This is a genomic window from Pantoea sp. 18059 (genome assembly GCF_902706165.1).
GTDB lineage: Bacteria > Pseudomonadota > Gammaproteobacteria > Enterobacterales > Enterobacteriaceae > Pantoea > Pantoea agglomerans.
The window spans coordinates 429,646-442,710 of sequence record NZ_CACSJS010000004.1; the positions used below are offsets into that span (position 1 = coordinate 429,646).

The 13,065-nt window shown below is 55.7% G+C and carries 10 protein-coding genes; 1 reads left to right on the forward strand and 9 read right to left on the reverse strand.

From position 1 onward, the window contains the following. Positions 1–7: 7 nt before the first annotated feature. Both aaeA and aaeX read right to left on the reverse strand, forming a co-directional pair. Entirely contained in the window at positions 8–940 is a 933-nt protein-coding gene (gene aaeA / locus GVJ63_RS13950) for a p-hydroxybenzoic acid efflux pump subunit AaeA (RefSeq protein ID WP_010256061.1), read from the reverse strand. A gap of 7 nt (positions 941–947) precedes the next feature. Continuing rightward, positions 948–1,151: a p-hydroxybenzoic acid efflux pump operon protein AaeX gene (aaeX, locus tag GVJ63_RS13955; protein WP_010256058.1), complete on the reverse strand. Its 204-nt coding sequence runs from the start codon at positions 1,149–1,151 to the stop codon at positions 948–950. A gap of 230 nt (positions 1,152–1,381) precedes the next feature. On the opposite strand from aaeX, the gene aaeR reads away from it, so the two are divergent. Further along, complete coding sequence (gene aaeR / locus GVJ63_RS13960; protein ID WP_010256055.1) at positions 1,382–2,299, forward strand: HTH-type transcriptional activator AaeR; 918 nt, start codon at positions 1,382–1,384, stop codon at positions 2,297–2,299. Positions 2,300–2,551: 252 nt separating this feature from the next. Here aaeR and tldD read toward each other — a convergent pair whose 3' ends face one another. The 7 genes from tldD to mreB form a co-directional block, all read right to left on the reverse strand. Beyond that, positions 2,552–3,997, reverse strand: a complete 1,446-nt coding sequence (gene tldD / locus GVJ63_RS13965; RefSeq protein ID WP_010699816.1) for a metalloprotease TldD — start codon at positions 3,995–3,997, stop codon at positions 2,552–2,554. Between the two features lie 64 nt (positions 3,998–4,061). Further along, on the reverse strand, positions 4,062–7,886 hold the full coding sequence (gene yhdP / locus GVJ63_RS13970) for an AsmA2 domain-containing protein YhdP (protein WP_159227027.1): 3,825 nt from the start codon (positions 7,884–7,886) through the stop codon (positions 4,062–4,064). A 148-nt stretch (positions 7,887–8,034) separates the two neighbouring features. Next, the gene (gene rng, locus GVJ63_RS13975) at positions 8,035–9,504 is read right to left on the reverse strand and encodes a ribonuclease G (RefSeq protein ID WP_003855268.1); all 1,470 of its coding nucleotides are present in this window, start codon (positions 9,502–9,504) and stop codon (positions 8,035–8,037) included. Beyond that, positions 9,494–10,087, reverse strand: coding sequence for a nucleoside triphosphate pyrophosphatase (locus tag GVJ63_RS13980; RefSeq protein ID WP_010699818.1), 594 nt, complete (start codon positions 10,085–10,087; stop codon positions 9,494–9,496). Before GVJ63_RS13980 ends, rng begins: the two co-directional genes overlap by 11 nt. A gap of 8 nt (positions 10,088–10,095) precedes the next feature. Further along, positions 10,096–10,584 carry a rod shape-determining protein MreD gene (gene mreD / locus GVJ63_RS13985; RefSeq protein WP_010256045.1) on the reverse strand — a complete coding sequence of 163 codons (489 nt, stop codon included), beginning with the start codon at positions 10,582–10,584 and terminating at the stop codon, positions 10,096–10,098. Next, positions 10,581–11,603: a rod shape-determining protein MreC gene (mreC, locus tag GVJ63_RS13990; RefSeq protein ID WP_010256043.1), complete on the reverse strand. Its 1,023-nt coding sequence runs from the start codon at positions 11,601–11,603 to the stop codon at positions 10,581–10,583. Before mreC ends, mreD begins: the two co-directional genes overlap by 4 nt. Positions 11,604–11,751: 148 nt before the next feature. Then, positions 11,752–12,795 carry a rod shape-determining protein MreB gene (mreB, locus tag GVJ63_RS13995; protein WP_004385136.1) on the reverse strand — a complete coding sequence of 348 codons (1,044 nt, stop codon included), beginning with the start codon at positions 12,793–12,795 and terminating at the stop codon, positions 11,752–11,754. Between the last annotated feature and the right edge of the window lie 270 nt (positions 12,796–13,065).

Sequence of the window (13,065 nt, forward strand, 5' to 3'; positions counted from 1 at the left end):
CGCCCTCTTAACCAAACTCACGCAGGCGATTAAACAGTCGGACCATCGGTGAAACCTGTTCAGGCTGACGATCGGCCTGACCGGTGATCACCACTGTCGCTGTCGTGCCCGCCGGGAAGCGATTGCCGGGCTGCTGATCAAGCCGGATGCGCACCGGCACACGCTGCGCCAGACGGACCCACTCCAGATTGGAATCTACCGTGGCCATGCCTTTGCTGTCGACCGAGCTGCTACTGTTGGTGACGCCAGCCGCCACACTGTCTACGGTGCCACGCAACACGATGTTGCTGCCAAGTGGGGTGACTTCCGCGCGGAAGCCCTTCTCCACGCCGTGCAGTTTGGTCTCTTCCAGGTAAGCCAGCACATAGAAAGAGTGCTGCTGAACCAGCGCCACGGCAACCGAACCACGGGTAATAAACTCACCCTGGTAGACATTCAGGTTGGTGACCCAGCCATCGGATGGCGCTTTCACCGTGGTGCGCTCAAGGTCAATCTTCGCCAGATCGCGTGTCGCCACCGATTTCGCCAACTGGTGCTCGCTGGTTTGCAGATCGTTATTGGATTGCTCGATAGCCTCGCGCGACATGGCGGAGGTGCCCAGCTGGTTACGGCGCCCGGCTTCGCGACGTTTCTCACTGACCAGTGCCTGGTAATATTCAACATCCGCCTGCGCCTGATCGAGCGCTTTTTGATAGCGCGGCCGGTCAACCACAAACAGCGTATCGCCCTTCTTCACCAGTTGGTTGTCGTGTACCGGAACCTCGGTAATCAGGCCGGTGACGTCAGGGGAGATCGCCACCACATCAGCGGCGAAACGCGCATCACGGGTCCAGGGCGATTCGGTATAGAAGACCCAGGCACGGAAAATAATGACCACTGCGATGATGACCAGCAGGATAGTAATCGCGTAGCGCGCGATTTTTCTTATGAGTGCTTTCACTTAAACCTCAGACTAATAAACGGGAGACAAGGTAAAACACACAGCAGTAAAGCGCTGTATTAAAAAGTGCCGGATGCCAGACAAGATCGTAGATACCGCTCGGCGTAAGCACGCGTTTCACTAACCAGAACAGCATCAGTGAAATAATAAGTTCGATGAAAATGGGCGGAAAAGAGAGCCCAAACATGACAAATACCGGAAGCACACTCATCACAAATCCTTAGTTCGACTTTGCCGGGATACTCATGCCTCTTCAGATGTCGCAGGAAAACCCTCTGGAAGCGTTATCCGAACCGCAGCTGGCTTAATAATAGCGTATCATCGAAGGGTATCAGGCAATGAAGAATCACCGGGAAATACCCCGGCGCGCTTATAATAACGCGCCTGACTATAAGTTTTCTACAGAATGTGATCTAAATCACTTTTAAGCCAGAGTAAATAATGGAACGACTGAAAGGCATGTCTGTCTTCGCTAAAGTGGTCGAACTGGGTTCGTTTACCGCTGCGGCGCGTCAGCTTCATCTGAGCGTCTCATCAATCAGCCAGATCGTCGCGAAACTGGAAGATGCATTGCAGGTGAAACTGCTGAATCGCAGTACCCGCAGTATCGGGCTGACCGAAGCGGGCAAAATCTATTATCAGGGCTGCCGCCGTATGCTGGCCGAAGCGACGCAGGTGCATGAACAGCTTTACGCTTTTAACAATACGCCCATTGGCGTACTGCGAATTGGCAGCTCCTCTACCATGGCGCAGAACGTGTTAGCTGGCATGACCAGCGATATGCTGCGGGAATATCCGGGGCTGAGTGTGAATCTGGTCACCGGCGTTCCGGCCCCGGATCTGATCGCGGATGGTCTGGATCTGGTGATTCGGGTGGGAGCGTTAAAAGATTCCAGCTTATTTTCGCGTCGCCTGGGTGCGATGCCGATGGTGGTGTGCGCCGCAAAAAGCTATCTGGCGCAGCATGGTACGCCGGAGAAGCCGGGTGATATCGATAATTTTTCCTGGCTGGAATATAGCGTACGGCCCGATAACAATTTCGAACTGATTGCGCCGGAAGGATTAGTGACACGCCTGGCACCGCAGGGACGTTTTGTGACCAATGATTCCCTGACGCTGATTCGCTGGCTGAAGTCGGGCAATGGCATCGCCTATGTGCCGATGATGTGGGTGATTGATGAGATCACCGCAGGCGAGATCGATATTCTGTTTCCGCAGTATCAGTCCGATCCGCGCCCGGTCTACGCGCTCTATACCGAGAAGGATAAGTTACCGCTTAAGGTGCAGGTCTGTATCGATTATCTGACCGGCTATTTTGAACAGGTGGCTGAGCAGTATCAGCAGCACCGTAAAAGCTAACAATAAATTGTTGACAACATCTGTCCCGACCAGCTGTAAGACCCAGCCAGCGAAGGAAACACGGTCAGATCGGAAAGACGCAAAATCCGTCATCCCTGACACGCTCGTCCCGCGCCATCCGTGGCGCGGGACGCTTTCCTCCTCTGCCCGTGTTCCCTGCGCTTTCAGCTATTGCATTGCTGCCAGGTTCATCCGGCTATGGATTTGTCAGCATTCTGACAACCCGCCAGGCGGCGGGTTGTTGGGGTCACATCAGGCGGTGCCGCCGATGGTCAGTTTATCCAGCTTCAGGGTCGGCTGACCGACACCGACCGGCAGGCTCTGCCCCTCTTTACCACAGACGCCGACGCCTTTATCCAGCGCCAGGTCATTACCCACCATCGAGATCTGCTGCATCGCTTCGATGCCGGAACCAATCAGCGTTGCGCCTTTAACCGGTTTGGTGATTTTGCCGTTCTCAATCAGATAAGCCTCTGAGGTTGAGAAGACAAATTTGCCGGAGGTGATATCCACCTGACCGCCACCAAAGTTCGGCGCATAGAGGCCATACTCAACGCTTTCAATAATATCCTGCGGTGATGACTTGCCAGCCAGCATATAGGTGTTGGTCATGCGCGGCATCGGCAGATGCGCGTAGGATTCACGACGTCCATTACCGGTAGGGCTAACCCCCATCAGTCGCGCATTCAGCTTGTCCTGCATGTAGCCTTTCAGCACACCATTCTCAATCAGCATGTTGTACTGACCGGGAACGCCCTCATCATCTACCGCCAGTGAACCGCGTAGCCCTTCAAGGGTGCCATCATCCACCACGGTACAGAGGTCAGACGCAACCTGCTGACCAATTTTACCGCTGAACACCGAGGTGCCACGGCGATTGAAGTCGCCTTCCAGACCGTGACCGACCGCTTCATGCAGCAGCACGCCCGGCCAGCCCGCACCCAGTACCACTGGCAACGCACCAGCAGGTGCGGCCACGGCGGAGAGATTCACCAGCGCCATACGCACTGCTTCACGCGCCCAGGCGTCAGCGCGGACTTCGCCATCTTCATCTGCCAGGAAAAACGCATAACCGGTACGCGCACCGCCGCCGCTTGCGCCGCGTTCACGTTTGCCCTGATCTTCCACCTGGACACTAATAGAGAGGCGAACCAGCGGACGGACATCTGCCGCCAGCGTGCCGTCAGTCGCGGCTACCAATACCTGCTCGTAAACGCCGGTCAGGCTGGCATTGACTTCCTGCACGCGCGGATCAGCCGCACGAGCCACTTTATCAACGCGATGCAGCAGGGCAATTTTGTCTTCACGTGTCAGGCTGCTCAGCGGATCGATAGCCTGATAGAGCGAACGGTTCATCACGGCAGAAAGCGTGTGTGCCTTGCCATTTCCCTGTTCGCGTACGATGCTGCGTGCGGCTTCAGAGGAGAGACGCAGTGCATTCAGCGTGATCTGGTCTGCATAGGCGAAGCCGGTTTTCTCCCCGCTGACCGCACGCACGCCCACACCCTGATCGATATGGTAGGAGCCATCTTTAATGATTTTGTCTTCCAGCACCCAGGATTCGTGAAAGCTGGACTGAAAATAGAGATCGGCATAATCCAGACGACGTTCTGAAAGCTGCCCTAACAGGGAAAATAGGTCCTGCTGATTAATGCCGTTAGCAGTCAGTAACTGCTCACTTACCAGGTTCAGAGTCATCGTTTCTCACTCATTATGTGCTCAGATAATCATAGCCTGCGGTAATTCCGGTACGGCGTCAAATTCACTTGTTGTCAGTTTCACGCGGTTTACGCAGCACTTCATTGATTTCCGGTTTATCCAGCGGGCCACTGATGTGATAACGCAGCAGCGATATCTTGTTCCACAGGGGTCCCAGAACTTTACTGGCGGCAAACACCGCCGCGCCAATCACCGGATTGATGGCAAAAGCTGTCGCCACACCAACCGAGGCGGATATTTCCGGCGCAACCACCGCTTCCATGTCGATCTGACGCTTCACCAGGTCGAGATTACCCTGCATCGCAATGTCCGCTTCCAGGCCATCCACCAGCAGATTATCGGTGCGCATCATGCCGTTTTCGATCCAGGCGGTGCCGTTAATCGAGTCGAAGTAGAAAGAATTGGTGAAGGTGTCGCTGAAGTCGAAGCGCAGCTTGCGCAGTAGCGCATCAAAGCTCACCAGCCGCAGAATTTTCCCGGCGGCACCGGTATTCACATCGGCGATCTGGCCTTTGCCAAAGTGGGTCTTCAGGGTGCCGCTCAGCGTCTCTGCCGAGGGCTGCCAGGGGGCAGAGCGCCAGTGCAGGTCATACGCAATATCAAATGGCGCATCGCGCAGCGGCGTGTTGACCCCAAACCAGTTGGTCGCGTTATTAATATTCGGGCCTTTCAGCGTGCCCTTCAGCGAAGTGCGCTGGTCGTCCGGGCGGTTAACCCATTCCCCGTTGATTTTCAGCTGTGAACTGCCAGTATCCACTTTTCCGTTAGTAAGCGCTAACGTATCTCCGCGGGGTTGCAAAATCGCGGAGACCTGACCATATTTCTGGCCCAGCACCCAGCACTCATTACAGCGCAACTGTAACGCGGGCCACTGGCTGAAGTTAATGTTCGTGGCTTTTTGAGGTGGCGCTTTGCCGCCTTTGCCTTCACCGTTATCCCACTGCGGATTGTAGTAAAGGTAATCCAGGTTCACCTGCCACGGTGCTTTCGGGGCCATTGCCAGCGCACCACGCAGCTCTTTAGCCCTGACGCCGACCTGGCCCTTGCCGCCCGCACTCTGAGCCAGTGTCGCTTCAACCTCATGCCATTGCTGCCCGGCCAGGGTGACGGCCGGGCTACGAAGCGTGATATTGCCGGGCAGCGTGACGCCACCCGTTTTGAGGCCGCCGTCTGACTCGCTGCCCCCGGATGCTCCCCCTGCGGCCATCATCGCCACCCAGGCCTCGCCATCCAGCGCGGGCAGGTTCAGTACCATGCCGGGATGATCGGGCAGAGCAGGTGTTTTCTGCGCATCATTCAGCCAGATGCCACGATCGACGCGCAGCGTCGGCTCCAGCAACCAGCGGCTGTTAAAGCGATGGTTTGCATCGACGCTGCCACTGAGATCGAAATGGTGCAGGTCGCCACTGGCCTTAATTGCGACTGGCATCGCCTCACCGGCTTTCTTATCGAGCGGTGCAGGTAAGTGACTACTTACTTCTTTTGCATTACCGTTCAGCGTCACGTCATAACGCGCGCCGCCATGATGGGGCAGCGTAATATTGACGTCGCCCTGCCACGGCAGATTTCCGCCCAGCTGCTTGCTGACGGCTGCAGGAACCTGGCTGATTTTAGCGGGCTGCCAGTCGCCCTGAAGTTTGACGTTCACGCCAAAGTCGTCCGGATTCTCTTTAGTGCTGAAACGCACGCCCATTGGCTGACCAAACCAGTTCGCACGCAGATCCTCACTGGCCAGATTGCCGTTGTCGTAACGGAAGCGCCCGGAGAGATTGTTAATGGTGGTTTTTAACGGTTTGATAAACAGCGAATTATTGTTCAGGTCCACATTGCCACGGGCATGAACCTGCTCACCATCCAGCGGGATATCCAGATTCAGGTGGCCGCCGACGCGGCCTTTGATTTCCAGCTGTTCCAGCGCGGCACCCAGTGAAGGTTTCAGCGGAGTCTGCCCGAAATAGTCCGCGATCTGCTGGCCTTCACCACTGATATCACCCTCAATGATCAGTTTTTCTTTCAGGTAGTCGGGGATCACCGCAGTGACGTTGCGCGCGTCCACCTCGCCCAGTTTCGCCACTGGCGCTTTCATCCAGAGACCGTCATTCAGGAAGTTAAGGTCGATATCGAGATTGCTTAACGCTGGCCATTTGGGCTGAAACGCATAGGTTGCCTGGCGAAGCGGCACCCAGACCTGGAACATGCCATCATTATGCTTGAACGGGAACAGCGCCGGATTACCGGCAAACAGCAGTGTGGCGTTATCCACCTTGCCACCCTTCACTGCCCCACTCAGATAGTGCGTCAGGCTGTTACCCAACAGCGGCACCGGGAAGTAACGCCAGGCATCGCCCGCATCGGTAAGCCGGATACCAGCCAGAATATCCAGACGAGGCTCACCGCCGCTGTTCTGCTGGTAGCTGAAGTCGCCGCGCGCCCAGAGCGAGCGTGCTTCCAGGTCAAGATTTTCGCCCGCCAGCGTGAGGCCATGATCATCATTCAGCCAGCGCAGCGCACCGGTCACCCGCTTAATCTCTAACGGAGCCTGGAACATGTCGCCATAGGAAACGGTCGCCGCCCCCATATCCACACTGACCTGACCATTGCTCAGGCTGCCGCGCGCTTCACCGCTTAAATGGCTGATGCCCGGCAACAGTTTCCAGTGCTGCCAGCTGAAATCACGCCACTTCACCTGTACGCGGGTTTTTTCAGGCTGCTGTAACGGAATATCCAGCGCCAGGCCATCGATGGTGCCCTGTGGCTGCAGCGTCTGCCAGTTTTCAAACAGTGCCGGTGAGAGCGGCGCAAACAGCGGAACGATCGGCGCAATATGACTCAGCACCAGCTGTGTGGCGCGAACGCGCACTTCCGGCTGACCATCCGGTCCCAGCATCTGCTTATCTTCAGGACGCCATAACAGAGAGAAGTGACCGGCGGGCCAGGCGTGGCCGTCGGTGCTGAGCCGGGTTTGTGGCACATTGACCACCCAGCCATTCTGGAAACGTGACAGATGCGCGGTCAGCCCATCGACCTCAATGCGGTGTCGTCCGGTCTCGCCCTGCCAGCTGGCTCCGCCCTTGCGCAGCAGCAGATCACCGGCGTAGATGTCGCCATCGCGCAGGTTAACCCAGGCCGCCAGGCTAAATCGGGCGCTATCCAGCCGGGTATTGTCACGCACCCAACGGCCCAGCCACGGGCGCATATCGACGTCGTCGGCCTGCATCCAGATGCGGCCATCATTGAGTAAACCGTTGCTGTCGTTAAGATCAAGCCGCACCTGGACCACGCCGTGCTGGCCGGTGAAGCTCGACAGGCTGACTTCGCCTTCGGCCCGGTGGCGGTTATCTTCATTGACCCAGGTGAGTCGCGGGATCGCCAGCTCAGCATGCTGACCGGAAGGGGTGCGGAAACGGATGGTGCTGTCACGCAGGTCAAAGTGGTCAAACTGACGCAGGAAGAGTTCGTTTATCTGCGCCGGACGGAAGCTGTTTTTCTCTTTGTCGTTATCCAGCAGCGGGCGATTAGTATCGAGGTGCAACTGCCAGAAGGTCAGATCGCGAAACTGCCACCGCCAGTGCAGCAGGGACTGCCAGACGTCGAGAGCCAGATTGATGCGTTTGATAGTGAGTTTGCCGTTCTCATGCAGATCGACGCTAAGATCGCGAACCTGCAGGGTTGGGCCAAAATTCTCCCATTTACCCTGTAACTGGCTGGCGTTGACCGGCACGCCGCTGCTGTCGGAGATGTATTGCAGAAGGTTGCTGCGATAGCTGTCGAGATGCGGCATCACCAGACGCAATCCGCTGACCAGCAGCGCGACAATCACGATGATTGCCGCGACCAGCAGTAACAAAATCCTCGGCAACTGCCTCACTCACGCCTCTCCTTGTGTTCCGTAAACGACGGATAGTTGGTTCTCATACCCGACCGTCTCCCGATAAAAGCGTTAAAACGCGCATTTTATCTCAAACAAGGGCGATTTTTCAGCCCGATATCCGAAGAAACCGGTGACCGGGCTGGCGTTACATCATCACTACGTCGAACTGCTCCTGGGTGTAGAGCGCTTCGACATGAACTTTAACCTGCTTGCCGACAAAGATTTCGACTTCAGCCAGTGCATGAGACTCGTCAGTTTTTAACGCCTCACCCACCGTCGGTGAAACATAGACCAGAAAGCGGTCAGAATCATAAGCGTGATGAACCCGGACAATCTCACGCATGATTTCATAGCAGACCGTTTCAACGGTTTTCAGCGTGCCGCGCCCTTTGCAGACCGGGCAATCCTGGCACAAAACGTGCTCAATGCTTTCGCGGGTACGCTTACGCGTCATCTCTACCAGACCCAGCGCCGAGAAACCATTAATACCGGTTTTAACCCGATCTTTACTGAGCGCGCTTTCCAGCGAATGCAGTACCCGGCGGCGATGGTCTTCGTTGCTCATATCGATGAAGTCGATAATGATGATGCCACCAAGATTACGCAGTCGCAGCTGGCGCGCGATCGCCTGAGTAGCTTCAACATTGGTATTAAAGATCGTCTCATCAAGGTTACGATGGCCGACAAACGCACCGGTGTTGATATCGATGGTGGTCATCGCTTCGGTCTGATCGATGATCAGATATCCGCCTGACTTTAGTTCAACTTTGCGATCCAGCGAGCGCTGAATCTCATTTTCGACGTCAAACAGGTCGAAAATAGGCTGTTTACCGTTGTAGAGCTCCAGCTTACCGGCCATTTCCGGGATATATTCACCGGTAAATTCTACCAGCATGTCGCAGGTCAGGCGGGAGTCGACCCGGATGCGATCCAGCGCCGCGCCCGCAAAATCACGCAGAATACGCTGGGCCAGAGCCAGCTCACCGTAGAGCAGGCAGCGGGTCTGATTGCGCTTTTTACGCTCGCTGACTTTGGTCCAGAGTCGTTTGAGAAAAGCCGCGTCCTGCGCCAGCTCCTCTTCCCCGATGCCTTCTGCGGCGGTACGGATAATAAAGCCGCCCAGATCGTCGCAGTAGTCAGCCACGACCGCTTTAAGCCGATCGCGCTCTTTCTCGCTCTCAATACGCTGAGAGACACCCACATGCGATGCGCCTGGCATAAAGACCAGGTAACGCGAAGGCAGCGTGATGTCAGTGGTCAGCCGGGCACCTTTGGTGCCAAGCGGATCTTTGACGACCTGAACCACCAGATCCTGTCCCTGCCGCACCAGCTCGGCGATATCCCGCACGATAAAGTTTTTCTTTTCGTCGCCCGCCACACATTCAGTATGCGGCATGATATCTGAGGCATGCAGAAAGGCCGCTTTCTCCAGACCGATATCAACAAAAGCGGCCTGCATGCCGGGCAGAACACGGCTTACACGGCCTTTATAAATATTGCCAACGATGCCGCGCCGCGCCTCACGCTCAATGTGAATTTCCTGCAGTATGCCGCCGTCAATATAGGCAACACGTGTTTCAGAAGGCGTGACGTTTACCAGTAATTCAGCCGTCATGTTGACCCCTTACGGCACGCAGTGACTCGAAATGGCTGATCAACTCCCCTGTCTCAACCAAGGGTAATCCGACCACTGCATGGTAGCTTCCATTAATTTTGCGGACAAAGTTTCCTCCCCTGCCCTGAATACCGTATGCACCCGCTTTATCCATTGGCTCGCCGGTCGCGATATAGTCGTCGATGTCGGTGGCGGTTAAGGTGCGGAATGTCACATCAGTGATTACGACGCAATCCAGCGCCTGCTGACTGTCGGCCAGCGCTACCGCCGTCATCACCTGATGCGTATGACCAGAGAGTTTGCACAGCATCGCGCGGGCATCAGCGGCATCGCGCGGCTTTTCCAGCACTTCGCCATTCAGCACCACAATCGTATCCGCGCCCAGCACCGGCAGATCCTGCGCGGCCAGTTTGACACCCGCCTGCGCTTTATCATTGGCCAGACGGCGGACATAGATCTCCGCCGCTTCGTTCGGCTGACGCTGCTCTTCAACGTCAGTCACGATGCGCTCGAATGTCAGACCAAGTTGAGTTAACAGCTCACGACGACGCGGTGAACCGGAAGCAAGATAGAGGGTTACCATAAATTTCCTTATTGAACAGCGAACTGACGACGAATTTTTCTCATTAATAAGAATAGCCAGGGCCAGAGAATACCGTCGACGACACTGCTCCAGAAAATTTCAGGTCGGAATGAAACGTTGATTACCAGGAATTCAGCCCAGAAGACAATCACATCCATCGCCAGCGACAGCACCATAACCATTAACGCTTGCTGCCACAACGCTAAGTTGCGGAATAACTGGAACTTAAAGGCAATCAGGTAGGCGATGATACTGAGCGCCAGCGCACGCACGCCGAGTGTGGAACCCGCAATCAGATCCATGATGGCACCCAGCACAAATCCGCTACCGACATTGACCCGATGCGGCAGTGCGAGCACCCAATAGATAAGGATCAACAGCAGCCATGAGGGCCGGAACATATAAATTTCATCCGGCCAGGGCATGATCTGCAGGACAAGCGCAACCAGGAAAGAGAGCCAGATGACCCAACGTCCCTGGCTGCGATATCGACTCAAGGCTGCCCCCCGCGTGAACGCGAGGAGTTGCTTTGTCCACTGCTGCTGGTGGCTGACGGTGCAGGCGGTCCCATCTGTACGGCAGGCGCAGGCGGGCCCATTTCTCCCGCAGGCGGTAAGACCTGCGGCATCATCTGCATCAGACGCTCGTTCGCAACGCGATGAACTTCATCCTGCGGCAGCGGCATATCACCATTGCGATCGGCGCCCCACAGCAGCAGCAGGTAACGCAGACGCTGCAGACCCGCGGTCGGATGCGCCTGAATCACCGTATAGGCGCGTTGGGTATCCACTTTTACCGAGGAAACCACACCCACCGGATAGCCTTCAGGGAAGCGGCCACCGATACCTGAAGTCACCAGCACATCGCCGACCCGAATGTCCGTATTACCCGGCAGATGCTCAAGCTGAAGATCTTCAGTACAACCGTTACCTGCGGCAATGACACGAATATCATTACGCAGCACCTGAATCGGCAGGGCATGTGACGCATCACAGATCAGCAGAACACGGCTGGTGAGTTGTCCGACAGCGATGACCTGACCGACTACCCCTTTATCACTGATGACCGGCTGGCCTTCATAGACGCCGTTAACGCTGCCTTTGTCGATTACCACCTGGTCGGTGTAAGGATCGGTGCCGGTAGAAATGACCTGTGTCACCATCTTTTGCTCATCCTGACGCAGCGGTGAACCCAGCAGTTCACGCAGGCGTGCGTTTTCCTGCTTATATTGCCCCAGCATTAGCAGGTTACTGTTTTTCAGGAAGAGCTCACGACGTAACGCTTTGTTTTCCTGCTCGAGTTGCTGACGCGACGCCAGCGACTCTGACACGCCATCCAGCAACTGACGTGGCCCATTGGCCAGGAAGTAAAACGGACTGACCGACGTATCCAGATAGTTGCGTATTTGGGTGAAAGAACCCACACGGCTGTCGGCAATGATAATGGCAATCGCCACGATAACCGCCAGGAATAGACGCAACTGCAGGGAAGGTCCCCTGCTAAAAATCGGCTTCATATAATCTGCGTGATCCTCGACAACAGGAGAGGAAGCGACGGCATAACACCGTGCTTCCCTGGGCTGAACGCACTGCACCGGCACAGATTGCGCCGGTTCACATGCCATTCCCTCGCATGATCATTGCGTTCTTAGCCGGTTGAGGCAATTATTCTTCGCTGAACAAATCGCCGCCATGCATGTCGATCATTTCCAGCGCTTTGCCGCCACCGCGAGCCACACAGGTCAGTGGATCCTCAGCAACCACAACCGGAATGCCCGTCTCTTCCATCAGCAGACGATCCAGGTTGCGCAGTAACGCACCACCGCCGGTCAGCACCATGCCGCGCTCCGAAATATCTGAAGCCAGCTCAGGCGGACACTGCTCAAGGGCAACCATCACCGCGCTAACGATGCCGGTTAATGGCTCCTGCAGCGCTTCCAGAATTTCATTAGAGTTCAGTGTAAAGCCGCGCGGTACACCTTCTGCCAGGTTACGACCACGCACTTCGATCTCACGGACTTCATCACCCGGATAGGCTGAACCGATCTCATGCTTAATACGTTCTGCGGTCGCTTCGCCGATCAGTGAACCGTAGTTACGACGCACATAATTAATAATAGCTTCATCGAAACGATCGCCACCAATACGCACTGACGAGGAGTAGACCACACCGTTCAGCGAGATCACCGCCACTTCTGTGGTACCGCCACCAATATCCACCACCATTGAGCCGGTCGCTTCTGAAACGGGCAGACCCGCACCAATTGCTGCAGCCATCGGCTCTTCAATCAGAAACACTTCACGCGCGCCTGCGCCCTGAGCGGATTCACGAATCGCGCGGCGTTCAACCTGTGTTGCCCCGACGGGTACGCAGACCAGCACACGCGGGCTGGGACGCATAAAACTGTTGCTGTGAACCTGCTTGATGAAGTGTTGCAGCATCTTTTCGGTCACGAAGAAGTCAGCGATAACGCCATCTTTCATCGGACGAATCGCTGCGATATTGCCTGGCGTACGGCCAAGCATCTGTTTGGCCTCATGACCCACGGCCGCAACACTTTTCGGTGAACCGGCACGATCCTGTCGAATAGCGACGACGGAGGGCTCGTTCAGTACGATGCCCTGTCCTTTCACGTAAATCAGGGTATTCGCGGTACCCAGGTCAATGGACAAGTCGTTGGAAAACATGCCACGAAATTTTTTAAACATACTAAGGGGTAATCCTGCAAGCTGGGGGCGGAAAATAAAATCCGCTTACTTTACCAACCACACGAAGCTGCCACAAGGCGCAAAAACGTTCTGCTTCGGTGAAAAAAGACGCCTGATTGCGTTTAAGTCATCTGAACTGGCGATCCACAACAGCAGAATGGCGACCAGACGCCATCAGCACTGCATTTCACGCTATTTCCCCTCGCCCTGTCCGACATAAAATCTAACATTTCCGGCAGTAAGTTCAGAGGTTCAGACGCGGATAAACAT

Excerpts from the sequence above, each read along its gene's own strand:
- aaeX (WP_010256058.1), bottom strand. The coding sequence starts at position 1,151 with ATGAGTGTGCTTCCGGTATTTGTCATGTTTGGGCTCTCTTTTCCGCCC.
- aaeR (WP_010256055.1), top strand. The coding sequence starts at position 1,382 with ATGGAACGACTGAAAGGCATGTCTGTCTTCGCTAAAGTGGTCGAACTG.
- tldD (WP_010699816.1), bottom strand. The coding sequence starts at position 3,997 with ATGACTCTGAACCTGGTAAGTGAGCAGTTACTGACTGCTAACGGCATT.
- rng (WP_003855268.1), bottom strand. The coding sequence starts at position 9,504 with ATGACGGCTGAATTACTGGTAAACGTCACGCCTTCTGAAACACGTGTT.
- GVJ63_RS13980 (WP_010699818.1), bottom strand. The coding sequence starts at position 10,087 with ATGGTAACCCTCTATCTTGCTTCCGGTTCACCGCGTCGTCGTGAGCTG.
- mreC (WP_010256043.1), bottom strand. The coding sequence starts at position 11,603 with ATGAAGCCGATTTTTAGCAGGGGACCTTCCCTGCAGTTGCGTCTATTC.
- mreB (WP_004385136.1), bottom strand. The coding sequence starts at position 12,795 with ATGTTTAAAAAATTTCGTGGCATGTTTTCCAACGACTTGTCCATTGAC.